At 51.7% G+C, this 24925-nt stretch carries 26 protein-coding genes and 1 riboswitch; of the genes, 12 read left to right on the forward strand and 14 right to left on the reverse strand.

The features are described from left to right. Genes HUF19_RS16450 through tatA form a run of 4 tightly spaced genes read left to right on the forward strand, consistent with a single transcriptional unit; the run spans window position 1 to window position 2480 of the window. The gene (locus HUF19_RS16450) at window positions 1–915 is read left to right on the forward strand and encodes an ABC transporter ATP-binding protein (protein ID WP_260997603.1); all 915 of its coding nucleotides are present in this window, start codon (window positions 1–3) and stop codon (window positions 913–915) included. Then, entirely contained in the window at window positions 912–1742 is an 831-nt protein-coding gene (locus tag HUF19_RS16455) for an ABC transporter permease (RefSeq protein WP_260997604.1), read from the forward strand. Before HUF19_RS16450 ends, HUF19_RS16455 begins: the two co-directional genes overlap by 4 nt. Next, on the forward strand, window positions 1667–2311 hold the full coding sequence (locus tag HUF19_RS16460) for a nitrous oxide reductase accessory protein NosL (RefSeq protein WP_260997605.1): 645 nt from the start codon (window positions 1667–1669) through the stop codon (window positions 2309–2311). Before HUF19_RS16455 ends, HUF19_RS16460 begins: the two co-directional genes overlap by 76 nt. 13 nt (window positions 2312–2324) lie before the next feature. Beyond that, window positions 2325–2480 carry a twin-arginine translocase TatA/TatE family subunit gene (gene tatA / locus HUF19_RS16465; RefSeq protein WP_260975763.1) on the forward strand — a complete coding sequence of 52 codons (156 nt, stop codon included), beginning with the start codon at window positions 2325–2327 and terminating at the stop codon, window positions 2478–2480. An 81-nt stretch (window positions 2481–2561) separates the two neighbouring features. Here the strand turns inward: tatA and mog are convergent, their stop codons facing one another. Both mog and ytfE read right to left on the reverse strand, forming a co-directional pair. Continuing rightward, entirely contained in the window at window positions 2562–3095 is a 534-nt protein-coding gene (mog, locus tag HUF19_RS16470) for a molybdopterin adenylyltransferase (protein ID WP_145467992.1), read from the reverse strand. Window positions 3096–3273: 178 nt separating this feature from the next. Then, window positions 3274–3969: an iron-sulfur cluster repair protein YtfE gene (gene ytfE / locus HUF19_RS16475; protein WP_260997606.1), complete on the reverse strand. Its 696-nt coding sequence runs from the start codon at window positions 3967–3969 to the stop codon at window positions 3274–3276. Between the two features lie 181 nt (window positions 3970–4150). Between ytfE and norR the strand changes: the two genes are divergently transcribed. After that, a complete protein-coding gene (gene norR, locus HUF19_RS16480) occupies window positions 4151–5695 on the forward strand; it encodes a nitric oxide reductase transcriptional regulator NorR (RefSeq protein WP_260997607.1) in 1545 nt (514 codons plus the stop codon). A gap of 15 nt (window positions 5696–5710) precedes the next feature. Here the strand turns inward: norR and HUF19_RS16485 are convergent, their stop codons facing one another. From HUF19_RS16485 to narL, 3 genes are read right to left on the reverse strand one after another with little or no spacing between them, the layout of a single operon-like run. Beyond that, window positions 5711–6460 carry a HesA/MoeB/ThiF family protein gene (locus HUF19_RS16485; RefSeq protein ID WP_260997608.1) on the reverse strand — a complete coding sequence of 250 codons (750 nt, stop codon included), beginning with the start codon at window positions 6458–6460 and terminating at the stop codon, window positions 5711–5713. Window position 6461: 1 nt separating this feature from the next. Beyond that, window positions 6462–7688, reverse strand: a complete 1227-nt coding sequence (moeA, locus tag HUF19_RS16490; RefSeq protein WP_260997609.1) for a molybdopterin molybdotransferase MoeA — start codon at window positions 7686–7688, stop codon at window positions 6462–6464. Window positions 7689–7690: 2 nt separating this feature from the next. Beyond that, window positions 7691–8347, reverse strand: coding sequence for a two-component system response regulator NarL (gene narL / locus HUF19_RS16495; RefSeq protein WP_260997610.1), 657 nt, complete (start codon window positions 8345–8347; stop codon window positions 7691–7693). Window positions 8348–8449: 102 nt separating this feature from the next. Between narL and HUF19_RS16500 the strand changes: the two genes are divergently transcribed. The 7 genes from HUF19_RS16500 (at window position 8450) to moaE (ending at window position 13129) form a co-directional block, all read left to right on the forward strand. Continuing rightward, window positions 8450–9637: a hypothetical protein gene (locus HUF19_RS16500; RefSeq protein WP_260997611.1), complete on the forward strand. Its 1188-nt coding sequence runs from the start codon at window positions 8450–8452 to the stop codon at window positions 9635–9637. 53 nt (window positions 9638–9690) lie between these two features. Then, window positions 9691–9838, forward strand: a riboswitch (molybdenum cofactor riboswitch). Continuing rightward, window positions 9827–10798 (forward strand): GTP 3',8-cyclase MoaA, encoded by a 972-nt coding sequence (gene moaA / locus HUF19_RS16505; RefSeq protein ID WP_260997612.1) that lies wholly within the window; start codon window positions 9827–9829, stop codon window positions 10796–10798. Its footprint overlaps the riboswitch before it by 12 nt. A gap of 3 nt (window positions 10799–10801) precedes the next feature. After that, on the forward strand, window positions 10802–11341 hold the full coding sequence (gene mobA / locus HUF19_RS16510; RefSeq protein ID WP_260997613.1) for a molybdenum cofactor guanylyltransferase: 540 nt from the start codon (window positions 10802–10804) through the stop codon (window positions 11339–11341). Window position 11342: 1 nt separating this feature from the next. Then, window positions 11343–11879 (forward strand): molybdenum cofactor biosynthesis protein B, encoded by a 537-nt coding sequence (moaB, locus tag HUF19_RS16515; RefSeq protein WP_225691035.1) that lies wholly within the window; start codon window positions 11343–11345, stop codon window positions 11877–11879. 54 nt (window positions 11880–11933) lie between these two features. Further along, window positions 11934–12422, forward strand: a complete 489-nt coding sequence (moaC, locus tag HUF19_RS16520) for a cyclic pyranopterin monophosphate synthase MoaC (RefSeq protein WP_225691036.1) — start codon at window positions 11934–11936, stop codon at window positions 12420–12422. Beyond that, on the forward strand, window positions 12415–12660 hold the full coding sequence (locus tag HUF19_RS16525; protein ID WP_260997614.1) for a MoaD/ThiS family protein: 246 nt from the start codon (window positions 12415–12417) through the stop codon (window positions 12658–12660). The genes moaC and HUF19_RS16525 overlap by 8 nt, the downstream gene beginning before the upstream one ends. A gap of 1 nt (window position 12661) precedes the next feature. After that, window positions 12662–13129: a molybdopterin synthase catalytic subunit MoaE gene (gene moaE / locus HUF19_RS16530; protein ID WP_260997615.1), complete on the forward strand. Its 468-nt coding sequence runs from the start codon at window positions 12662–12664 to the stop codon at window positions 13127–13129. On the opposite strand, the gene HUF19_RS16535 is transcribed toward moaE, so the two are convergent. The 9 genes from HUF19_RS16535 to HUF19_RS16575 form a co-directional block, all read right to left on the reverse strand. Continuing rightward, window positions 13124–15544: a phosphoketolase family protein gene (locus HUF19_RS16535; RefSeq protein ID WP_260997616.1), complete on the reverse strand. Its 2421-nt coding sequence runs from the start codon at window positions 15542–15544 to the stop codon at window positions 13124–13126. The two genes, moaE and HUF19_RS16535, sit on opposite strands and share 6 nt — an antisense overlap. A gap of 94 nt (window positions 15545–15638) precedes the next feature. Continuing rightward, window positions 15639–17462, reverse strand: a complete 1824-nt coding sequence (gene nrdD, locus HUF19_RS16540) for an anaerobic ribonucleoside-triphosphate reductase (RefSeq protein ID WP_225691039.1) — start codon at window positions 17460–17462, stop codon at window positions 15639–15641. Window positions 17463–17490: 28 nt separating this feature from the next. Next, entirely contained in the window at window positions 17491–17937 is a 447-nt protein-coding gene (gene nrdG / locus HUF19_RS16545) for an anaerobic ribonucleoside-triphosphate reductase activating protein (protein WP_260997617.1), read from the reverse strand. Between the two features lie 247 nt (window positions 17938–18184). Next, window positions 18185–19372: an NnrS family protein gene (locus tag HUF19_RS16550; RefSeq protein WP_260997618.1), complete on the reverse strand. Its 1188-nt coding sequence runs from the start codon at window positions 19370–19372 to the stop codon at window positions 18185–18187. Window positions 19373–19395: 23 nt separating this feature from the next. After that, window positions 19396–20877, reverse strand: a complete 1482-nt coding sequence (locus HUF19_RS16555; protein WP_260997619.1) for an MFS transporter — start codon at window positions 20875–20877, stop codon at window positions 19396–19398. Between the two features lie 21 nt (window positions 20878–20898). Then, window positions 20899–21357 carry a universal stress protein gene (locus tag HUF19_RS16560; protein WP_260997620.1) on the reverse strand — a complete coding sequence of 153 codons (459 nt, stop codon included), beginning with the start codon at window positions 21355–21357 and terminating at the stop codon, window positions 20899–20901. Beyond that, entirely contained in the window at window positions 21354–21872 is a 519-nt protein-coding gene (locus tag HUF19_RS16565; protein WP_260997621.1) for a CBS domain-containing protein, read from the reverse strand. The genes HUF19_RS16560 and HUF19_RS16565 overlap by 4 nt, the downstream gene beginning before the upstream one ends. A 32-nt stretch (window positions 21873–21904) precedes the next feature. Further along, entirely contained in the window at window positions 21905–23500 is a 1596-nt protein-coding gene (locus HUF19_RS16570; RefSeq protein ID WP_260997622.1) for an MFS transporter, read from the reverse strand. A gap of 267 nt (window positions 23501–23767) precedes the next feature. Beyond that, a complete protein-coding gene (locus tag HUF19_RS16575; protein ID WP_260997623.1) occupies window positions 23768–24913 on the reverse strand; it encodes an alginate export family protein in 1146 nt (381 codons plus the stop codon). Window positions 24914–24925: the final 12 nt, after the last annotated feature.

Genomic DNA, 24925 nt, shown 5'->3' on the forward strand with positions numbered 1-24925 from the left:
ATGAACCTGGTAGAACTGCAGAATGTCAGCCTTGCCTATGGCCGGATGGAGGTTATAAAAAACCTTTCTCTGCATCTGGCAGAAGGTGAAGTACTTGGTTTGTTCGGCCATAACGGTGCCGGCAAAACAACTACTATGAAAATGATCCTCGGTCTGCTCGCGCCCGGCAGCGGCCATGTTCAGGTATTTGGTAATACACCGGATCATACCGAAGTCCGTAAGCGGCTTGGTTATTTACCGGAAAACGTTATGTTTTATCCGCAATTAAGCGGACAGGAAACACTGACTTATTTTGCCCGCCTGAAAGGTGCAGATAACCATCAGGTCGGAGAGTTACTGGAAAAAGTCGGGCTGACCCATGCCGCCACACGTAAAGTAAAAACCTATTCCAAAGGTATGCGTCAGCGCTTGGGTCTGGCTCAGGCACTGCTGGCAAATCCGCGTCTGTTATTACTGGACGAGCCGACCGTCGGTCTGGACCCGGTAGCCACGCAGGAACTTTATCAATTGCTGAACGAGCTGCGTCAGAACGGCACCGGCATTATTCTCTGTTCGCACGTATTACCCGGTGTTGAACCTTATATCAGCCGCGCCGCCATTCTTGCCGGCGGTCAGTTACAGGCCGTCGGTACCCTGAGTGAATTACGCCGTCAGGTAGCATTACCTACGCGCATTCGCCTTGGCAGCCTCTCGGAACCGGAGCATTGGCAAACCCGGTTATCCGGCCTCGGCTTCGATTCCCGCTGTATTGGCCGCGATGCTCTCGAAGTTTTAACTCACAACGGCGCCCGCCGGGAGTTACTTAACACCCTGATAAACAGCAGCGAAGCCGCCGATCTGGAAGTCTGCCCGCCGTCCCTTGACGACCTGTACCGCCATTTTGCGGTCGTTCCGGCACAGGAGAAATCGCAATGATGCAAGTCTGGAATATCGCCATTAAAGAGCTGAACGATGGCCTGCGTAACCGCTGGCTGCTGGCCATCAGCCTGCTGTTTGCCATTCTCGCTGCGGGCATTGCCTGGCTTGGCTCAGCCGCCGCCGGCCAGGTTGGTTTCAGCTCCATTCCGGCAACCATTGCCAGTCTGGCCAGCCTGGCAACGTTTCTGGTTCCGCTGATTGCTCTGCTGCTTGCTTACGATGCCATCGTGGGTGAAGAGGAAGGCGGAACCCTGTTGTTATTGCTGACCTACCCGCTCAGTCGCGGGCAGTTACTGCTGGGAAAATTTATCGGCCACGGGCTGATTCTTGCGCTCGCCACCTCTATTGGTTTTGGCAGTGCCGCCGTCGCCATTGCATTATTGGTCAGCGATCTGGATATCTGGCTTCTGATTCAATCGTTCTCGCGGTTTATTTTTTCAGCCACGTTACTGGGCTGGGTATTCCTTGCTCTGGCCTATTTCCTCAGCAGTAAAGCCAGCGAAAAATCCACCGCAGCCGGTCTCGCGCTTGGTGTGTGGTTTCTGTTTGTGCTGGTGTTTGATCTCAGTCTGCTGGCATTACTGGTCTTCAGTAAAGGACAGCTGAACCCTGACCTGCTGCCATGGCTTTTACTGCTTAATCCCACCGATATATTCCGGCAAATAAATCTGTCCGGTCTTGGCGACAGCAGTGCAATGAACGGGGTTATGGCACTGGGGCAGGATTTACCCATCAGTAATCCTGGACTGTGGATCTCATTATTTATCTGGTTGATTTTCAGCCTGGGTATTGCTCATCTCACCTTACGCCGCCGTGCGATTTAATTTTTAGAAAGGATAAGTTTATGAAAAAAGTATGCTCTTTCATTTCTGTTGTCACCCTGATGCTCAGTGCCTTGTTGGCCGGTTGCAGCCAGCCCACCAACAGTGAAACCACGAAGCGGTCACCTGTCGCCTTTCATTCCTCAGATGAATGCCACGTGTGTGGTATGGCCATCACCCGTTTTCCTGGCCCCAAGGGCGAGGCGATAACCGGCAACGGTAAAATCAGAAAATTCTGCTCATCCGCTGAAATGCTGCACTGGTGGCTGCAACCTGAAAATCAGGTTCAGCAAATGACGCTATACGTTCACGATATGAGCCGCAGTGATTGGAACCAACCGGATGATGCACATCTGATTGATGCCATGCAGGCATTTTATGTTGTTGCTCCGGACATGGCAGGCGCGATGGGTACGCCAATTGCCAGTTTTGCTGATAAAGAAAGCGCAGAAATATTTGCCTCTGACAGAAAGACCAGCGTGATGACATTCAGCCAGTTAAAAGACGCACTGCTGCAGCATCAGAAAATGATGGGCGACACCCATTCCGAAGATCACAGCATGCATCATTAAGGTAGGAATTATTATGGGAATAAGTCCATGGCAGTTACTGATCGTACTGCTGATTGTACTTGTATTATTTGGCAGTAAACGATTGCGATCTCTGGGAGGTGATCTTGGTGGTGCGATCCGGGATTTTCGTAAAGCCGCTGACAAACAACCCGAGGATAGCGAACAATAGTCCTGATTCGGCACGGATGCCGGCAGGCAGCTTCTGAAAATATCTAAAAAGCTGCTATGCCGGCACAAAAACAGAAAATAATCAGCTCGCCGGACGGAAAATACTGATGACCTCCGGATTACATTCCAGATAGGGCCCATCCATAAGATCAATACAGTAAGGTACAGCGGGAAATACCGCATCCAGACACTGGCGTATTGCTTTCGGCTTGCCCGGCAGATTAATAATTAATGATTGTTTTCTGAGTCCGGCCGTCTGGCGTGAAAGAATGGCGGTAGGCACATACTTCAGAGACTCCATACGCATCAGCTCACCGAACCCCGGCATCATACGATCACAGACCGCCTCGGTTGCCTCCGGCGTCACATCACGCAGAGCCGGCCCTGTACCTCCGGTCGTAATTACCAGACAGCATTTTTCCTCATCCACCAGCTCACACAGTGTTTCTTCAATCTGTGGACGCTCATCGGCGATCAGACGATAAACCGCTTCCCACTCACCGGATAAATATTCCGTTAATGTTTCACGGATAGCCTGACCCGAAATATCTTCATAAATACCGGCACTGGCTCTGTCGCTGACCGTCAGAATACCGATACGGATTTTTTTCTGCATGATAACTCCTGAAGTTTTCCGGAAATTCAGTAACAGGGGTAAATATACAACGATATACCGCCGCTATCAGTTATTGTTATGCGGAAACCTGATGTGAACAATTAAGACTTTTCTTAAATCACGGTGAAATCCGTGCGAAGACTGGGCCGATTCACACCGGCCCCTCACAGGTTTTATATTACTGGCAGCTGCCGCAGCAGTCTGAAGACGTTACTTTAGGTGGGACAAACAGAAAATAATTTTCCAGAGTGATGTGCCGCATAAGATCGTCCACCAACGTCTGCAGGCCCAGATACAGCGAACGCCAGCTGTTACAGGCACCCGCCGGAACTTTCATATTATTGGTCAGACTGCACAAACGGTTAATGGCTTCCAGATGTTCCAGGTGCTCATCCTGCATCACATTAATCGGACCATTCGGATAAATTCCCCCGGCCAGCATCGGAAACAGGATCTGCTCCTCTTTCATCATATGGCTTTCCAGCTCATGACTCATATCGCGCAACAGATCAGCCAGCCCAGACGGACAGTTGGCGGAATCGCTGTGCACCCGTTCGACTTTGGCCGCCAGGAAGATCAGCTCCGGTAACTGTTCACGATGGCGTGCATGGTAACGCTCCAGGATGTGACCGATCAGTTTCATGCGGGGTTCTTTGCCCCAATCAATGGCGGGATCATCATGATGGTGTTCGGTCATTTCAAGTTCAGCCAAACCCGCAACCACTTCTTCCGGATCAAGTCCCTTATGTTCCAGTGCCTGCTGCAAGCTCACCATGCCCTGATTGCAGAAATTAATATCCAGCTGACGTAACAAAGCAGAAGCACCGGGAATGGTTGTGGCAATATCACTCAGAGAACGATTCAGAATTTCCATAAACTCTCCTGATATATAAAGGTTTTGATTCAACAGAAGTGATCAGCAAGATGCAGGCCAGCCGCCAGAGCGCATACTTGCTGCCGGTCAACAGAGGGTGGGTATAAATAACCCGGATATTCCCTGTAAAATCTACACTTTGGTAAATACCACCAAGCACATACCAACACAGAGACCTCTCATGCCCGGACAACAGCTGCTTACGGAACTCATCAAAGATATGCCGGCCGGCGAACGCTTTGACCATATTGTTAAAAGTATCCGCACCAGCTTTAACTGTGGCGCTGTCGCTCTGCTGCGCCTGCAGGGTGAGTATCTGCGTCCTGTCGCCGTCTCCGGTCTGGTTACCGAAGCGCATGGCCGTAAATTCAGTCTGGCTCAGCACCCACGCCTGTCGGCCGTTATGACCACCAGCCATGCCCTGCGCTTTCCGCCAGACAGCCCGTTACCCGATCCCTATGACGGCCTGCTGGAGACTCAGCCGGGGGAAGCATTGCCGGTGCATGACTGTATGGGAACCAGCCTCTGGCTGAACGGTGAGCGCTGGGGCGCCCTGACCCTCGACTCTCTGACTCCGGGCACCTTTGATCAGAGCCGCATTGACGAGCTGGACAGCTATCGCCCGGTACTGGAAACGGCCATCCGTATCAGCATGCTGGAAGAAGAAATACGCGGTCTGCGCCGGGTCCGGCTGGATGGCGCCGGTAATATCGCCATTGGCACCGAAGCCGACAATGAAATTATTGGCAACAGCAGTGCCATCCGTCAGATTAAAAAAGAACTCGAAGTGGTTGCGGCCTCCGACCTGCCGGTACTGCTGCTGGGAGAAACAGGTGTCGGTAAAGAAATCTTTGCCAGCTACACGCACCGGCTGTCCGCACGTGCTGCACGGCCAATGGTATACATCAACTGTGCGGCACTGCCGGAACACCTCGCTGAAAGTGAATTATTCGGCCATGTTAAAGGCGCATTTTCCGGTGCCACCAGCGACCGCGCAGGGCGTTTTGAAACCGCAGATAAAAGCACACTCTTTCTTGATGAGGTCGGTGAATTACCGCTGCCGGTACAGGCCAAGCTGCTGAGGGTTTTGCAGAATGGCGAAATACAAAGACTGGGCAGCGATAAGACCCGCCATGTGGATGTGCGTATTCTGGCCGCGACCAACCGCAACCTGAAAGAGCAGATTACCGAAGGCGCATTCCGGGCTGACCTGTATCATCGCCTGTCTGTTTACCCTATTCCTATTCCTCCCCTGCGCGAGCGCGAACAGGACATTCCTCTGCTGGCCGGGCACTTCCTGGAATTAAACCGCACCCGCTTAGGGTTACGCAGCCTGCGCTTATCGGCCGATGCCGAGGCAGCACTGCAGACCTATCCATGGCCCGGCAATATCCGTGAGCTGGAGCATGTTATCAGTCGCGCAGCCATCAAAGCGCTGAGCCGGGGAGCGCAACGGCACGATATTGTGACTCTGGATTGCCGTTCACTGGATCTTGAGCTGCCGACCTCCCGTCACCATGCACACGCAACGGGCGAAGACAGCAGTGATTCATTGCTGAAAGCGGTGCAGGGAATGCCAATGAAAGAAGCCGTTAAATACTTTCAGCAGACTCTGGTTCTGCACGAACTGCAACAACAGCAAGGCAGCTGGAGCAAAACCGCACGGGCTCTGGGAATGGACCCGAGTAATCTGCACAAGCTGGCACAGAAGCTCGGGCTTAAATAAACCGTACCGCTTTACTCAGGACTGAGCAGCGCAATCGGCACAGTCCGGGCGGCGGGTAATCCGCCATTCATGAAAGCGGCTGGCACGGGCATCAAACGACAGCAGCCGCCCACACAGGGACTCACCGGCAGCACTCAGCAGCTTCAGGGCTTCCACCGCCTGTAACGTACCGATAACGCCTACCAGAGGCGACAGCACGCCACTCTCACTGCAATTACGCTGGTCCGGCTGCACATCCGGATACAGACAACGGTAACAGGGGCTGTCGGCACGGCGCGGATCAAACACCGTCAGCTGACCGTCCATGGCGACAGCGGCTGCACTGACCCAGGGAATCCGGTGTTTCAGCGCCGCTTTATTGAGGGCATAACGGACCTGAGGCTCGTCGGTGCAATCCAGCACCAGAGAAAACTGCGGTAAAACCTGCTCAAGCCAGGCAGCATCTGCGCGGCGGATTTCGGTATGCACCCGCACATCATGATTCAGATGCATCACGGTTGCCGCAGCAGACTCGGCTTTGCTCATTCCCACCCGATCCTGCGGATGAATAATCTGGCGTGGCAGATTGCTGAGCTCAACATGATCATCATCCACCAGCGTCAGCTGCCCGATACCGCTGGCTGCCAGATAAGGCAAAGCGGCCGCGCCCAAACCGCCCAGACCAATCACCAGAACATGGCTGTCACACAGGGCCAGCTGGCCATCGATATCAATCTGGGGAAGGAAAATATGCCGGCTGTAACGCAGCAGTTGTTCGTCGTTCATGTTAATTCAATAATGTACCCAAAGGCATTACACGAACCTGCTCACCCGGCGCGACATGACCGCGCTCCGCTTCAAGTACGGCATACCCCTGAGCATCAGCAAAACCATGCAACAGGCCAGAACCCTGACTGCCACACGGCGAGGCCATTAATACACCCGCTTCAGAGTCCAGACGGATGCGCTGAAAGTCCTGCCTTCCAGGTTGTTTTCTGAAGGCTTCTGCAGCGGTTGCCAGCAGCGGCAGCGCCGCCTGAACACGTTCGCCACACAACTGGCGCAATACCGGCTGAGCCAGTTGATCCAGGGTTACGATGGCCGATACCGGATTGCCCGGCAGACCAAAAAACCAGCTGTTTTTTACGCGTCCGAAAGCGAAAGGTTTCCCCGGCTTCATGGCAACCCGCCAGAAATTAACCTCGCCCAGTTCATCCAGCACCTGACGGGTATAATCGGCATCACCGACTGAAACACCGGCGCTGGTGATAATAACGTCGGCTTCCTGTGCTGCTGCAGCAATGGCAGAGCGCATGGCCTCAAGGGTATCCGGCAGCCAGGCAAAGTGGATAATTTCAACCGGCATACGCTCCAGCATCGCCCGTAAAGCAAAGCGATTGCTGTCATAAATCTGATGTGCCTGGCGGGAGTCGCCCGGCTGGCATAATTCATCGCCACTGGAGAACAGGGCAACCCGTAATTTACGGAAGACCTCAGCCTGCGCCAGACCGACGCTGGCTAATAAGCCAATATGCAGCGGAGTTAAACGTTGTCCGGCGGCCAGCATCACCTCACCGCGACGGATATCTTCGCCGGCATGACGTACATGGCTGCCGGGGTGGAGTGGTGCCTGCGAAACAATACGCTCGCCATCTGCCTGCACATCGACCTGCACATCTTCCTGCATAATGACGGTATCGGCGCCGGCCGGCATTTCGGCGCCGGTCATAATCCGTAACGCCTGTCCCGGTTGCAGCACACCACGGAAGGGATGCCCCGCCAGTGCCGCACCAGCCAGCGTTAAACCGGTGCTGCAGAGGAGCTCTGCATCGCGGCTGTGCAGCGCATAGCCATCCATCGCCGAGTTATCAAACGCCGGCACGGTTTCCGGTGCATAAAGAGGTTTTGCCAGAATGCGTCCGTCCAGTTGCTGCAGAGCGACACTCTCTTCACCCAGGGCATATCCGGATGTCGCCGCCAGCATACCGGCAACAGCATCGGCGACAGACTGCATACTCACCCCTTATCTTCACCCTGCTGGTTCACCATCCAGACCGCCGCTTCCACACGGGAGCGCAATCCGAGTTTTTTCAGCAGATGCTTTACATGAACCTTGACCGTACCGTCGGAAATATCCAGCTCGCGGGCAATAACTTTGTTGCTCATACCCTTGGCAATGCATTCCAGAATTTCAACTTCACGTCCGGTCAGGGCATCCAGTTCAGATGCAGGACGCACCGCCGGACGGCGAATAGCAGCAGCCAGAACCTTGGTCACCGCTTCACTCAACACCATCTTGCCGCCGACAGCCTGCTTAATCTGCTCCAGCAGCATATCCGGGTCGGTATCTTTCAGCAGATAACCATCAGCTCCCTGACCAATGGCGGTAAGTACGTCGTCATCAGCATCCGAAACAGTAAGCATAACGATTCTGGAGGTAATGCCCCGGTCGCGTAATTTAGTCAGTGTCTGCAGACCATCCATACCCTGCATATGAAGATCCAGAATAATAAGATCCGGCTCATCTTCAACAGCAAGATCAATTGCTTCTGCACCGCTGCTGGCTTCGGCGACAACCTCAAGGTCATCCTCAAATGCAAGCAACTGCTTTAATCCTTTACGCAACAGGGGATGATCATCAACCAACATGATTGTCGATTTTTTGCTATCCATTTTTTTAACCGTTTTCGCTGATTATCGTTCCATACTAAGGCGCACCCAATCAAAGTCAATTGAGATTAAATCGGGTGAAAATCGTTATACCCTTTATGAGGTATGCGTTCTTTAGTATTGCCTGTGCATAGTATCCGGCCCAATATCACCGTCAGGTCAGAGGCATTCGACATGGCGGGAAATAATAAAAACATTCTTATCATCGGCGACAACAACACTTCACACCGGCTGCAGGACAAACTCTCAGCCAGTAATTGTTTCAGCCATATTCACCTGCTGTCACAATCCGACCACCGGTATTTCCCTCGTCACTGCCTTCCTCAGCTGCTTGCCGGTGTATTGCCGATAGCAGAAATGGAAACTCCGCCGGAGTGGTATCACGCGAGGAAAATCCGCTATATCTGCCGCCATACAGAACCCGACATGAATTATGCTGCCGTCGTCGATACACGTCCTGATGCCAGGCATGTATCGGTACTGAAAACGGCCGGAGAGCTGAGTCTGTATATTCCACTGCACACGCCTGAAAATATTCAGCTCGCCCAGAACCATTTACAGAAAGCCGGCGGTATCACCATCATCGGCAGCTCTGAACTGGCAATCCAATATGCAACCAGTGTTGCCCGTGCAGGATTTCCGGCATACCTGGTTGCCGACAAAGCCGCCCTTATAAACCCCGGGTTTGACAAACATATTCAGCGGCTGATTTACAGAGAGATAAAAAACTCTGGCGTTAAAATAATTCCGCTTGAAGAAAAAAACACCATCCCCAAAACCATACCTGTAATTTACATGCCGCTTAGCAGCAGAAATAAAGAAATCCGTCATGCTCAGATACAAACCAAGAACATAAAAATCTCTCCAACTGACAGTCTGGATCTGCCCGATGGCGGAGATCATTTCACACCGCCTGAATCAATTCTTAATATGTTTGCCTCCCGCTGCTGGCGAAAAACGAACGAGCACTCCGATCAGTTTTCGCTATTGCGGGCACTCTGGCTTGGCAAACCAGATCTGCCACACCGGATTTCGGTCAATAAATTCGCCATTCATTATGCCGGAAGCCTGAACGCCGAAAAGAACAATCAGTGCCTCACGATGCATATTCCGGAGTGTGGCATCTACCGCAAGATTATCATTGCCGGAGATCGCATTATCGGTTTTATTCTTGCCGGTGATGTGCGCGGCAGCGAAACCCTTGCAGATATGATGCTGACACACCGGGACATCCGTTACTGCCGGGATCAGCTGCTTTTCAGCGGACATCAGGCTGCAGTGACCTACCCATAAAGAGGCATGTCACTATCCCGGGAAGCGGATAGTAGCAGCCCCCTCATACCGCTATATTCAACTGACGCCGAGCTGATCTGCCTAACGCTCACTCCCCTCATCGGTGAGTTATGGCAGCTCAGCCGTGGCAATACTGCCACCGGGATTCAGGGGAAACCCAGCTTCCTCCCATGCTTGGAAAGGTGTCTTATGCTGACCGACCGTTTTGCCCGGCGCTTCACTTACCTGCGCCTGTCGCTGACTGAACGCTGTAATTTCCGTTGTACCTACTGCCTGCCAGAAGGTAATGATTGTGATACAGCTGAGTCTGATCTGAATATCCATGAAGTCCGCCGCCTGCTGACCGCCTTCGCCCGCCTGGGTACCCGGAAGGTTCGCCTGACCGGAGGAGAGCCGGCACTGCGCCGCGATCTCAGCGAAATTATCAGCTTATGCAAATCAGTACCGGGCATAGAACAGGTTGCCCTGACTACCAATGGCTACAATCTGCAGAAAGAAATATCCGGCTGGAAAAAAGCCGGACTGGATGCCCTGAATATCAGTGTCGACAGCCTTGACCCTGCTATTTTTTCACGCATCACCGGGGCCGATCGTCTGCATTATATTTTGCAGGGGATCGATCAGGCTCTGCAGCTGAACTTTCAGAAAGTAAAACTGAACACCGTATTATTACGCCAGCACAATACCCATTCTCTTCCTGGCTTTTTGCGCTTTATAAAAGACCGGCCTGTATCACTGCGTTTTATTGAATTAATGCGGACCAACGATAATGCCGGTTTCTATCAGGAACAGCATTTAAGCGGTGAATTTATCCGTCAGCAGCTGACCGGGGATGGCTGGCAACTGCAGCCTAAGGCAACCACCGATGGTCCGGCGCTGGAATATGCCCATCCGGATTATGCTGGCCGGGTCGGACTTATCATGCCTTACAGTAAAGATTTCTGCAGCAGCTGCAATCGCCTGCGCGTATCCAGTAAAGGGGAATTATTTCTCTGCTTATTTGCCGACGAGCATCAAAGTCTGCGTGAGCTGTTGCAAAGCGACGATCCTGCACCGGTCGAAGCATTTTTACAGCGGGCCATTGGCGGAAAAGAAGAAAGCCACTATCTGCATCAGCAACGCAGTGGCCAGACCCGTCATCTGGCCATGATCGGGGGGTGAGATATGTTCAGTGCCATTATTCTTGCCGGTGGACGCTCTTCACGCATGGGGACCGATAAAGCGCAGCTGCCGATGGACGGCCTCCCGCTATGGATGTTGCAGCAGGTACGGCTGCAACAGGCGGGTTGTGACGATATTCAGCTCAGCCATCCGCAACTGGGCACTCCCGACCAGCAGGCAGGGCATGGGCCCCTGTCTGGCCTGCATACTCTGCTGCCATTCTGCAAACATGAGCGTGTACTGGTACTGGCTGTCGATATGCCCTGGATGACGGCAGCACTTTTGCGCACTCTGATACGTCATTCACAGGAGCAGCCGGTTTTCTTTAAAGATCATTATCTGCCCTGCGTGCTGCATAACAGCAGCGATTTACAGTCTTATATTGCAAAACAACTGCATGAAAAAGGACGGCGTTCTGTTGGTGCCCTGCTGTCTTATTGTGCGGCCAGAGCAATTCCCTGCCCATCACCACAGCTGTTGCTGAATACAAATACTCCCGAAGACTGGCAGCTGGCCTGTCACGCTTCGCAAGGCGGTCATTAATATGAGTAAACATACCAGCAAAGAATTTTTCCGCTTAAACATTGCCATTCTGACACTGTCGGATCATCGCACTCCGGCCGAAGACAGCAGTGGCAATCTGCTGCTGGCACTGGCTCAGGAAAGCGGCCACACAATCCGCGCCCGCGCCCTGTTAAAGCATAACCGTTATGACATCCGCGCCTGCATCAGCGACTGGATTGCCAGTCAGGATATTCAGGTCATTATTATTAATGGCGGCACCGGTTTCTCTGAGGGCAACTGCACACCAGAAGCCATCCGCCCTTTATTTGATGCAGAGGTCGAGGGCTTCGGCGAGCAATTCCGGCAGTTAAGTTTTACCGATATTGGCAGCAGCAGTATGCAGTCCCGGGCACTGGCCGGGATTGCCAATAAAACCCTTATTTTTGCTGTTCCCGGTTCTGGCGGCGCCTGCCGCCAGGCCTGGGAAGCGCTGATCGCACCACAGCTGGACAGCCGCACCGGGCCATGTAATTTCGTTGCCCATGTTAAAAACAGCCCTGTTAATGCCTGTCGTTAGGCCTCACCAATTGAATCGGGCCTGTTTAATGAGTGTTAGGGCCTGGAGAATTTTATGTCAGATCTGACCCATATTGATCAGCACGGTCATGCTCACATGGTCGATGTTTCGGCCAAGGAAAGCAGTCTGCGCAGCGCTTATGCCAGCGCCAGAATCATCACTCGCCCGGATGTTATCGCCCGTATTCAGCAGGCTGAAATTAAAAAAGGTGATGTACTGGCAACGGCACGCATCGCCGGCATTATGGCGGCCAAACGTACCAGCGATTTAATTCCGCTTTGCCATCCGCTGGCCCTGAGCAAAGTCAGTGTAGATTTTGTTCTTTCAGAACAGGAAATTCATATCACGACCCTGTGCCGTCTGCGCGGCCAGACCGGCGTGGAGATGGAGGCGCTCACGGCGGCATCTGTCGCAGCCCTGACCATTTACGATATGTGCAAAGCGGTTGATCCGGCGATGGTCATCAGTGATATCCGCCTGCAGGAAAAGCAAGGCGGTAAAAGCGGCCACTGGCTGCGTAGCGGAGAATCTGATCATGTTTAATATTGTTTTTTTTGCCGCCCTGCGCGAAACCCTTGATTGCGGGCAACTTAACTGGCAAAGCGAAGCCAGAAGTATTGCCGGTTTAATACAGGAATTACGCGCCCAGGGAGAGAACTGGGACTCAGCACTGGCCAGGCCTGATCTGCTCTGTGCCCGTAACCAGCAACTGTGCACACCTGACGAAGCAATTACTGCCGGTGATGAAATTGCTTTTTTCCCTCCGGTAACCGGTGGCTGATATGCAACATTCAACCCGGATAAAAGTGCAGCAGGAAGATTTTAATCTGGCAGACGAATACGCAGCGCTGGGTAATCAGGCTGGTTGCGGAGCCATCGTCAGTTTTATCGGCAGTGTTCGCGAGCTGGCCGGCGACTCGTTATTAAGCATGACGCTGGAGCATTATCCGGGCATGACCGAAAAATCATTATTGCAGATCACCGAACAGGCACGGCAACGCTGGCCCCTCGGCAATATCACCATTATTCATCGCATTGGTACATTAAGCGTTAACGAGCAGATTGTGCTGGTACTGGTCAGCAGTGCTCACCGCGAAGCCGCTTTCCGCGCCTGTGAATTTATTATGGATTTTCTGAAAACCCGCGCGCCGTTCTGGAAAAAAGAACAGACAACAGCAGCCGGCTATTGGGTGGAAGCAAAAGACAGTGACAACCAGGCCGCTCAGCGCTGGTCGTCGCCGGAATCATAAAGGCTCCGGAATAACATGGTAGGGGTTGCCGCGCCCATCAATCGCCCGCCACTCTTCTTCGGTCAGCCACAGCGTTGGTTTCTGACCACATAATTCTGCCAGTGCTGCCAGAGCATGAGCCCAGGTGCAGCCGTTTACAAATAACAGCGACTGAGTATCCAGTGTGCCGCCACGGTTGATATACCCCAATGCCCGGGTTCGTTGCGCGCCCAGATCCAGTTGCCGACAGGTTGCCAGCAGCACCTCAGCCCGGCCATGGGTGAGAAAAACCCGGTAACGCACTCTGGCAGGAAACAGTGCGCGCACAACCGCCGGATCAGCCAGTGCTGATTTTTCCCAACGGTCGCGCGCCTGACGGAAACGTCCAGGCTCTAATAAATAAATCAGTGAATGCGCTACCCGCTGCTGACGTAAGCGGTCGGAGGCTTTCAGCATTTGCTGCAGTTGCACGGCACCGCAGGCAACCAGCTGCAATTCAGCGCCGCAATGTCCGCGCAGACAGACAGCACCATCCTGAACCAGTTGGGTAGCTTGCCGGGCAGAAAAAAACTGTGGCATCACACTGCGCGTAACCACCAGATTCCAGACCACCCCTAAATCGCCATAGCAGGTGCGCAGGCAGGCCATCGCACTGTTGGCATCAGCAGGAAATACGACCCGTGCCATATCGGCCATTTTAAGCATCAGTCCTTCCGATAAACTGGAATCCTGATGGCTCTGGTCATGCTCGCCGTTTTCCCAGATAAGCGAGGTGGTCACAACCGGGAAGCCAAGCCAGCCTGCTGCATCCCCCGCTTCTTTTTGTTGGCGTGAAAAAATAATGGCCTGCCGCAAAGCACACAGCATTTTTATGGCAAAGGCTTCATAGGCAACAACCAGATTAATACCCGCCTGATTCGCCAGACAGGCACTGACAACGGCCTCTTCATTCAAAGCCGTAATAACACAGCCATCGATAGCTTCTGCGGCGGTAATTTCTGGGCGGGTAACGCGGTGACGGAACTGATCCAGCGTCTGGCTCATACCATTGCCGCGCAGCTCATCAGGATTGCCAACCCGCACCCGCAAGCGCGGATTAACTTCGGTTAATTCAATAAAATAACGATCGATAGCCGCCATAGCGGATTCCCGCCGGTCAGCCCATTCCGGTTCAGGGCAATTAACGGCCAGCATAGGCGTGCTTTTTTGTTTAGGTTGCCCCAATAAAGAAGCGGCTTCGCGCCATTGCGCATCCGGTTGCAATAATGCTTTTGCTCCCCGATGAAAAAAGGCCAGCGCTTCCGGATTTTCTGCCGGATAGGCTCCCAGCGGCAAACCATACGCGGCGCCAGTGCCGGCCGCAGGAAAGCCAAACCCTTTTACCGTTTCAGCAATACAGTAAGGCAAGGCAACCGGATATTGCGCTTCGCCCTGATGGATACGTTCAAACGCCTGGGACAGCTGAATCTCCATATAATAAATGGCGCACATAAAGGCCGCAGGGTCCCGCCCATCAATCACAAAAGGCGCAAAGCCCTGATTACGTAAATGACTGACAAACCAGCTGCAGCCACCCTGTTGGGCAATGGTCGTGCGCTGATCAATACGCCGGCCATTGGCAATCATTACCGGCGCAATCAGGCCGGTATCTTCTCCACGCCACCAGCGCGCGGCCCAGTCGGTACCGCGCTGTTCTTCAAAGGCTCCGTCACTTAAAAAAGCGACCAGACGCTCTCCCGGCAGCGGCATATGCGCATATTGCATTCCGGCAAAGCCCAGATAACCTCCCTCCATTCGCGCACCGGCCGTATGCACATTAACGTGGGCGCCCAGTGTTGATATCCGCTGTCCGGTATTATCCAGACGCGTGTCATAACAATCGGCGACAAAACGACTCAGGCCGTCATCATCCAGCGGATACTGTCGGCGACGTTCAGGTGCTGCGGTGCCAGTCAGCAATTGCAAAGCATCAATGGCAGCAACGCAGTGGCCCTGCCCCATCAGCCAATCCCGCGGCTGGCCGGTAAAATGATTTAACGCCAGCAAACCGGCATAGGCCGGCACCATATTCAGAGCGCCGCCGGTATGTCCGCGTGGGTGGGTTTTAAAATCCTGAGGCGTGAGATTACGGCCATCGGTATAGACTCGGCGGGCATAGGTCATATGCACCACCAGCCACATCGCCTGCTGGGTCAGGCAATCCAGAGCACGCAAACGCTGAAAAAAATATCCGGTATCAGCAATTAATCCTTTTTGCAGCAACGACTCAGCCATCAGGTGTGCCTGAATCTGAGTAGCCGGGCGGTGTTCAATCACTCCCAGACCGGCAGCCCAGAGCGCCAGTTCCGGATTCTGATCACGCAGATTCTGCGCTTCATGATCCAGATATTCCGGAGTCATCGGGTGACTGGTTTGCTGGTATAAATTAAGCGTCATAGCAACTCCGTGTCAGGAGTCTCTGATGAAACGCGTTTTGACATCGCCGATCTATACCCCGCAGGGGATAGACCGGCGCAGACCATGACGCAGATCAGCTGACAGCCTGTAAACGCTGACGATTACCCGGATTTTCCTGACGTTGCTGACGGTGATAGTGACGGATGGAATGCTCCTTACGGCGCCCGGCGCTGAACGCAGAGGTGCGTTTAAGATAGCCAATAACCCGGGTGCCATAGTCAATATCGTCAGAGCCACAGGCCGGGCAATATTCCAGCGTCCGCTTATCAATTTTTTCACATTCGTTACAGATGGTGATTTTGACGTTCACGCAGAAATAATTACAGCCGGTACGGGCCGCAATATTCAGTAAGGCCAGATAACCGTCTTCACTCAGTTTTTCTTCCAGATTCAGATGCAGTGCCGATCCGCCATCCAGATAATCGAGTAGCTCACGGCCATGCAACTGGAACTTATCCAGCACATTGGTTTGCTCATCTTCGACCTGATAAAAATAGGAGTTGTAGCAATCCCGCTGCACACGATAGCCATCGGATTTATCCCAGCGGGCATTTTTGATGCCCAGGTTTTCAGCCGGAACAAACTCCGTGTTAAACATATATCCATATTCAAGCTTAGCGGCCTTATTGGCCTCATAAATCACTTTCAGATGATCTCTGACAAAGTTTTTATACGCCTGATTATTACCGGCAACCAACCCCTGCGATTCGGCAGCCTCGACCATACCGTTAATGCCGATAGTCAGGAATTGCTTGTCCAGATTAATAAATCCGGCGTTGTAAACCGTCAGCATTCCGGCCTGAAGGTACTCTTCCATTAAGCGACGATAGGCCACCTGATAACGCTGCACTTTACTGATTTCTTCGGCAAGATCACGGCCATCCTGTACCAGCCGGTTCATATTAACTGTAATTACATTAATAGAACCGGTTGCCACACCACCGGCTCCCAGCGAGTAAGAAAATGTATTGTCGCTGATTTCACTGCGTAAGCGGCAGCAGGATGCCAGGCTGTCTGCACTGTCGGAAAGGTAGACGAAGAAAGAGCTGCCCCGGTTCAGATGAGCGGCCATACTGCGGGCAAAGTCCTGATCTTTACACTGCCCTTTTTCGGTCAGCATCGCCACGGTGACAACCGGAAAGGTAAGAATGCTTTTGCTGCGCTCAGCATTGAACCAATCCAGGAAAAAATGCTGCAGTTTATCCAGCGTCTTCCAGCAGGGCTTGCTGAAATCAGGGAAGACGAACTCACCAAACATGCTGTCGAAATAGTTTTTGTCGTATAGCGAAAGATTCCAGAACACACTCTGATAACCCCGGGCAGCAGCCGGCTGATTGATGGCATACACAACATGCTGAAGATGGTTGGCAATCTGCTGACGGTGGGTATTCAGATAATCATCGCCATAATCTTTACGGGCAAAATAGTCGAAGTAAGTTAAAAATTCGACTGTAGCCACCGCGCCAGCGAACTGGCTGCTGACAGCGAAGACAAAATTGACGAATGAACCACAGAACGATTCAATATGCTTCGGTGCCTGAGATTCGCCACCAAGCTTAGTCAGCCCGTCCAGTAAAAACGGATACATAGTTACCGATACACAATAGGGCTTCAGGCTGGTTTCATCATGTACATAAATCTCATGGTTCTCTATCTGGCGGATATATTCCTGTGCCAGATCATCCCCGAATAAATCGGCAATTTTTGCTGAAACCTGCGCACGGTTAATCTGCACAAAATAATCTTTCATCATCTCCGCTTCGAGCGTGGCGATATTCTTTTCGGTCACATTGGCATTGGCATCCATCCGCGAACCGTCGGCGGCATTTTGTGCAGCCAGATAATGTTCAATAAAATCCAGCTTATGCTTAATGTGCTCTGCGCTCAGTTTCAGCATGATTCCGCTCCTTCAGAGTAGGCAATTGTTATTGATGAAATTTATGATTCAGGCAGCGATTGCTGCGTAAATCCATAAAACGCTGATTTGTTAAGGGAGACTCCAGCCCCCCGAGATCCCGTAACCAGGGACCGGTTTTCAGGTAGGTCAGCTCAGCCTGCAGGCACGGAGCAACCGTATCGAGCCCGGTATAAAGACAGGTATTCAGTCCTTGCCGGCGGGCCAGCTTCAGCAACAGTAACAGCTGCGCTTCATGCCACTCTCCACCCATAAACAGCACGCAGCTGATCAGACCGGTGTATGTCTCCAGACGCTGCCGGAAGTACTCTTCGGACAGCGGTTCACCCGCCATCGCGGGCCAGGTATCGGCACTGTGGCAACCGGGACAACGCAGCGGGCAACCGCTGATGGTGTAGGCCAGAGAGACTTCTCCCGGCACTTCCTGGAAGACCACCTGTTCACGACTGAAATACATAAAACCCCATATGTAGTGCCTTAAATAATAAGCAGACACAAGATATGGACAGAGACTAACGAGATACGGCCGAATAAAATTGATCCAGATCAATTTTATTCGCAAGCTACTCCGACATGGGTATCCGATACAGAGAACGGACGATCAGGAAAAGGGCCGTCAGCGCAATGGCCATTTATGGCGCAGTGGCAATGCAGAAAGAAAAAAGCCGGGTTATTACCCGGCTAAAGAATATTGGCACAATGACTTAGCCCGCGCGGCCGTCCGGCCGTGGACCAAGCAGAATGCGCGCATAACAAAAGACGAAGAGTATAAAAGCGCTACTCCACAACAAGGCCGACAGGCTGTAAAACAGCAAAGACTGCTGTGGCCAGAGTATCACTCCCAGAGAACGCAGCAGCGCAGCCAGCAGCAGCAGCGCAAACGACAGTGACATTAACGGCCTTGGTTGCAGTGGCCGGCCGGAATGCCCCAGTGACACGCGGGCAATCATGGCCAGAATCATTCCGCCAACCGCTCCGGCGGTCAGTGCATGCAAGGCAGCACTGAAGGTAACCGGCCAGCCAAGGTAGTGCATCGCCAGCAACAGCAGGCCAAGTGGAATAAACCAATAGGCAAGATGCAATGACCACAGCAGCGGGATTTTCCAGGTAACCTGGATACGTAAACGGGCAATCCGCAGCGCCTGGCTAACAGCCGTCAACGTCAGCAGCAATGCCAGTACAAAAGGAGGCAACACCTGATCAAGGCGCAGTAAATAAATCACAAGCAGTAGCCAACTCGCCCCCAGCACCAGTTTCTCCAGCCAGGGAAGCGCTTCTGTTTTCGGCGTCATACTGCCATTGGCGGTAAACATCGGCATTACCCGACCGCCAATCACTGTAATCATTAATATCAGCATCCAGCTGACACTGTGACTACCCCACTGCACCAGTGACATATCCTGCACCGCATTGCCCCAATGCATCACCGCATTGGCAAAGGTCATCAGCAACAACACCGGTACAAAGAAATAATTCCGTTGCTGTTTAACAGCAAACAACAGTCGCCAGAAAAACCAGGCGACCAGCGGCATAAATGCCATATCAACCAGCGCGGTAAACCACCAGGGCAAAAGATCACCGGCTAACATACACAGCCGGCCAGCGAGCCATAAAAGTGTCAGCAATAACAGTGGCCGGCCATGGGTTGCCCGCTGCCCGGTCCAGTTTTGTACGGCGGTCAGTAAAAACCCTGCGACAATGGCCAAAGCGAAACCAAACAACATTTCATGGCTGTGCCAGAAAATACTGCTGCTACCCGGCAGCAGAACAATCCCCTGCAACGCCAGCCCCCAGAGCAGAACAGCCAGAGCACTGAAGGCGGCTCCCAGCAGAAACATCGGTCGGAACGCCTGGCCCCACAAAGGGTGGGCGGATACAGAGGACATATTCATAACACTCCTTAGAGCTTTGGCTTTCAGGCTTTCAGTTCCTGCTCAATCTGCCTGTCGACTGACGATACATAATATTCGTCAGAGAAAGCGGATTCCGGCTCTTTCAGCCACATCAGGCAAACAAGCCAGCTGATAAAACCACCGGCAGCGATAATAAAGAAGAACTGATTCGCATCCACAAAGGTGTAGATGGTCAGATAAAACACTGCCCCCACATTACCATAAGCACCCGCCATACCGGAGATCTGTCCGGTCAGACGACGCTTAATGGATGGAATAATACCGAAAGTGGCACCTTCCGCTCCCTGTACGAAAAATGAAGTAAATACCGTAATCGCAACGGCAATAACCAACGGCCAGGAAGAATTCAACAGCCCCATTAATGCAAAGCCTATCGCAATACCCAGCATATAACTCAGCATCACAAAACGACGGTTACCCAGACGGTCGGAAACCAGCCCACCCATAGGCCGGGCAACCAGATTAACGAAGGCAAAAGAAGCGGCAATTAAACCCGCAGCGGTCGGAGACAGACTCCAGGTTTTTTCAAAGAACATCGGCAGCATAGAAACAACCGCCAGTTCTGCACCAAAATTAGCGAAATAGGTACTGTTCAGGGCAGCCACACTGTTAAACGGATATTTATCGTCTTCCGGTACACCTTTTTTCAGAATCGGTACATTTACCCGCAGAATCTGCACAATCTGATAAACCACAATGGCAGCAATAACGGCATACGCAATAGCCGCACCTGTCGCATCCAGATAACCCAGTTTCTGGATACGCCATACCAGCACAGCCAGAATACCCACCAGAGGAATGGTCCACAGAATCAACTTAACCATGTCACCCCAGCTGCTGACCTCGAGTGCAGCGGTTTTCCGCGGTTTACGATGCACGGTGCCGACCGGACCATCGGTAATGGCAAACCAGTAATAAACGCCGTAAGCCGCCATCACAAATGCACTCTGTGCAATTGCCCAGCGCCAGCCGTCATCACCGCCGTACATGGTAATGGCAATCGTTGGCAAGGTCATAGCTGCTGCAGCTGAACCAAAGTTACCCCAGCCGGCATAAAAGCCTTCGGCAAAACCAATATCTTTAGGTTTGAACCACATTGCAGTCATATGAATACCAACCACAAAACTGGCACCAATAGAACTCAGCACCAGACGGCTGACCAGTAATTGGGTGCGTGTTTCGCCAAAAGCAAATACCAGCGCCGGAATAGCCATGGTAACCAGCAGCACAGAGAACACCCGCCGCGGGCCAAAGCGATCCAGCGCCATGCCAACAATAATCCGTGCCGGAATGGTCAGCGCTACGTTACAGATAGCAAAAAGTTTCAGGTCTTCTGCGGTCAGCCAGTTAACACTTTTCAGCATGCTGCTGGCCAGAGGAGCCATATTGAACCAGACGTAGAAGGTGATAAAAAACGCAATCCAGGTCAGGTGCAGTGCTTTTATTTCAGGATTTTTAAATTTAAAGACGTCTGCAACTTGCATAACGATCTCCTGTAATGATTTCTACATGCTGGGCAGAATGAGTAATGGACACTGCGCCCGCCTGGTTAAAAATGAACTGACGCTGCCAAAGGTCATATAATCGAGTTCATCCACAAAGTAGGTCAGTGAGCGGGCGATAAAGCCGCCGTCCGGTTCATGACTGTGACGGGCAATAACAAGGAGATCCGGGCGTAACTTCTCTGTCGCCGCGAGTAACATTTTCCGCGCGTCACCATCCAGAAGCAGAGTTTCAGCGCTTATTTTCTCGTTCTGACATAACGTCTGAGCCTCAGCCAGAAAGCCTTTCAGCTCATCAACTTCGTCATTAAACAGCGCTTCGTTGTTCTCGGTGATATCGCGGGGATTCTCGGCAACCGCAACCAGAATAAGCTGCGGCTTAAGCGAACCGAACATGGTAATGGTTCGTGCCAGTGCCAGCTTCGCATTACGTGAACCGTCATAAGCAATCATGATTTTCATACCATGCACTCCCGTTCATCGGCACAGAACTCTGCGCTTCTGTGAAACACAAACCGGATCAGATCCATAGCGGTGATGACACCCGCGACATTGCCATCACGGGTAACAAACACGCGGTGGATATGTTTATCCAGAATGGTATCAGCAACGACGTTGATATCGTCATTGACATCAATGGTAATAACATCGGGGGTCATGATCTGATACACCATGCATGACTTATTAATGTCTTTTACCCAGTTTTTCAGATCCTCTTCCGGCACTTTCATATCGTATTCGCGCCGGTAAAGACGACTCAGTGCAGCTTCCTTCTCATTAATATCAAGACTATTAAAGCGAAAGACATCACTGACGCTGACAACGCCAACAAGTTTATGGTCATCAGCAACAACAGGAACAGCAGAGATATCATGGCTAACGAAGAAGTCAGCAAGACGCTGTATAGTCCATCCTTCATGGGCAACAAAAACTTCACCATTGATAAGATCTCCGGCTTTTAAACTCTTATTTCTCATAAAGTCACCTGAATTAAATGTTTACAGAGGTCTTAAGGGTTGTAGATTTCTGAACTTTTTCTCAGATAGAACCACCAGTTAATAAGCAGACAAAGTGCGTAGAAAACTGCAAAGCCATACATTGCCAGCTCTGGAGTTCCGGCTTTAATCTGAGCACCCATCACTTTAGGGGCAATAAAAGCACCATAAGCGGCAACCGCGGAGGTCCAGCCAAGAACAGGGCCTTTCATCTGCTGGTCAAAGATCACACCGATACTGCGGAATGTTGAGCCGTTACCAATGCCGCTGGCTGCAAACAACACAATAAACAGCAGCATAAACACCATGAAGTAGTCATTAGGGTTGGCAGAGTTGTAGGCCTGCATCATTACATAGCCTGTTGCCACAGAAGCCACGACCATAACCGCCGAGATAATTTGCGTAACAATCGAGCCACCGACTTTATCGGAAATCCAGCCACCAACCGGGCGGATTAATGCACCAACAAAGGGGCCAATCCATGCCCAGGTAAGAGCGCTCGGAGCATCAGGATTTACCACACGGATCATTTCGCCATCCACGCCTGCCTGCATCATTTTTCCGAAGATAACGGTAATAGACAGCGGTAAAGCAGCAGAGAAACCGATAAATGAACCGAAGGTAAGGATGTAGAGCACGGTCATTGACCATGTATGTTTATTGCGGAAAATTTTGAACTGATTTTTGATGTTAGGCTGAATACTTCCGGGAATCATACGCAGAAGGATCAGAGTCAGAATGATAGTAAATGGCAGAGCCAGCCACATGCCAATCATTCCCATCATGTAGATACCAACCGCTGCGGTAAAAAGAGCAATGGTATACAAGCCAATAATTTTTCCGAAGGCAGCTAAAGGATGTCCTGGTTCAGGAGTCACCACGTTCAGATTATTCATACCAAACCAACCGGCAAAGGCCAGTGGAATCAACATTAACAGCCAGACAAAACCGGCATTCTGAATCCAGGTTTCTGAGCCCGCCTCAATACGACCAACCAGAGTTCCGCTGGCAGATTGCAGAACCATAGGATCACCAGCCAGAGGACCAAACAGACCGACAGTCATCACCAGCGGAATTAATATCTGCATAGTGGTCACACCGAAATTACCCAGCCCGGCATTCATGCCCAGACCGTAGCCCTGCTGGCTTTTCGGAAAAAAGGTACTGATATTACTCATGGAACAGGCGAAGTTGCCGCCGCCAATACCAGACAGCAATGCCATTAACTGAAATACCCAGTAAGGGGTTCCGGGCTCCATCAGCGCCATACCAGTCCCCAGCGCCGGAACCATCAGCAATGCTGTGGTCAGGAAGACGGTGTTACGGCCACCGGCAATGCGGATCATAAAGGATGCCGGAATCCTCAGCGTTGCCCCGGATAAGCCGGCAATAGCAACCAGAGAAAATAACTGCTCGGTACTGAAATCAAAACCGAGATTTTTCATCTGCGTGGTGATCATTCCCCACATCAGCCAGACGGCAAAGCCAATCAAAAGGCTGGGAATTGAAATCCACAGATTCCGGCTGGCAACCTGCTTTCCCTCCTGCTCCCAGAACGCCTTGTCCTCCACGTCCCATTTTTCAATGTAAGCTGAACCTTTAGTCGCCATGATATTCCCCTGTTAATCAGATCATGGCTTCATAATCACCCTGTCTTAATAAGGCAGCAATAGGCGGAAAATCTGCAAAAAAAGCGCTCATTAAAAGCTCTACCCATAAGGGGATTGTGGATTTATGACACAGATCAATCAGATCCGGAGAGTTGATGCTGAAAGCTGATTATCGACAGTATTCAAGGGCATAGGGAGTACCTACTCTGGGCAATATCTACCCAAAAAAAAACGCCTGCAGAGCAGGCGTAAAGGAGGAGGCTTCACCTAAAAAGAAAGACCGCACCAGAGCCAGAATTTGTCTGTATCAGAGCCGCCGTCTGCAGCATCATAGCTTGCGTATTTAAGCCCGGAGGAAAGATTCTTTGATAATGGGTACAGAAGCTGAACATTAAGCTCTGAACCAAGATCGTCGCTTCCTCTGTCACTTGAGTACTCATGGTACATGACCAGAGCCTTGAGCTTATCTAAGGACCCGGATAAACGGATATAAGTATCTGAAAGGCCATTATCCGGTGTATTCAGGAACTTATCCGCCCAACCATTAAAAGCATGTTTGGTTGCCAGTGGAGTCTGAAAACCATAATTGCCATCATCACTTCCCAGGGTTTCATTACCCAGTGTCAGGTTAACCCCCTGCAGGGTTGCTCCGGCTTCAATATGATAATAAATCGCGTCTTTATCACCATTTTTATATGCCGATTGAGTAGCAATCTCAGCCAGATAATTGACCTTGATATCATTCAGTGGTTTCTGACCAGCCAGGCTGACGCCATAGGTATCGTAATAAAGATCGGAATCGTCAATATCAACCAGATAGGCATAGGCTACCAGCTTGCCAACCGGAAGTTGGTCAAAGGCGATATTCAGTGCATGGCCGGAAATATCAGTCTCGGAGAAATTGAAATCGTTGACCTGATTAATATAAGCGTAGGTAAGCCCAATATTGTCCTTTTTATATTGCAGAAGCGCAGCGTCATAAGTCTGCTCATTCTGCCGCCAGCCTACGTTGCCGACAAACCGGGCGTTATCCAGAATAATACGCTGACGGCCAACCACAGCCGTTAACGCTTCTTTTGTGTAAGACAGCTGTGCCCGGTTGATTTCGGTATTGACCGGATCAGCCACAGGATCATAACCGCTGCTCTCAGGTGCATAGTCGTCAATAATGCTTCTGACATCTTCAATTTCAGCAAGTGCCTTCAGCCCACTGTAGTTATCTGTCTCATAACCAATGCGGCTTCTCAGAGTTAATGCGGTGGCCGACTTTGTCAGGTTATCTGTGTCATTTGTTTCATAGCGAAGACGGAAATCAGCCGGAAAGTTTCCGGGAACGCCATCAAAGCTCTGGGAAAAAACCACAGGGGAAGCCAGCAATAAAGCACTGGCCAAAGAACTTAGTTTAAAGATCATCGTGCTCTCCTT

It is taken from the genome of Thalassolituus hydrocarboniclasticus (assembly GCF_025345565.1).
In the GTDB taxonomy this organism is placed as follows: Bacteria; Pseudomonadota; Gammaproteobacteria; order Pseudomonadales; family Oceanobacteraceae; genus Venatoribacter; species Venatoribacter hydrocarboniclasticus.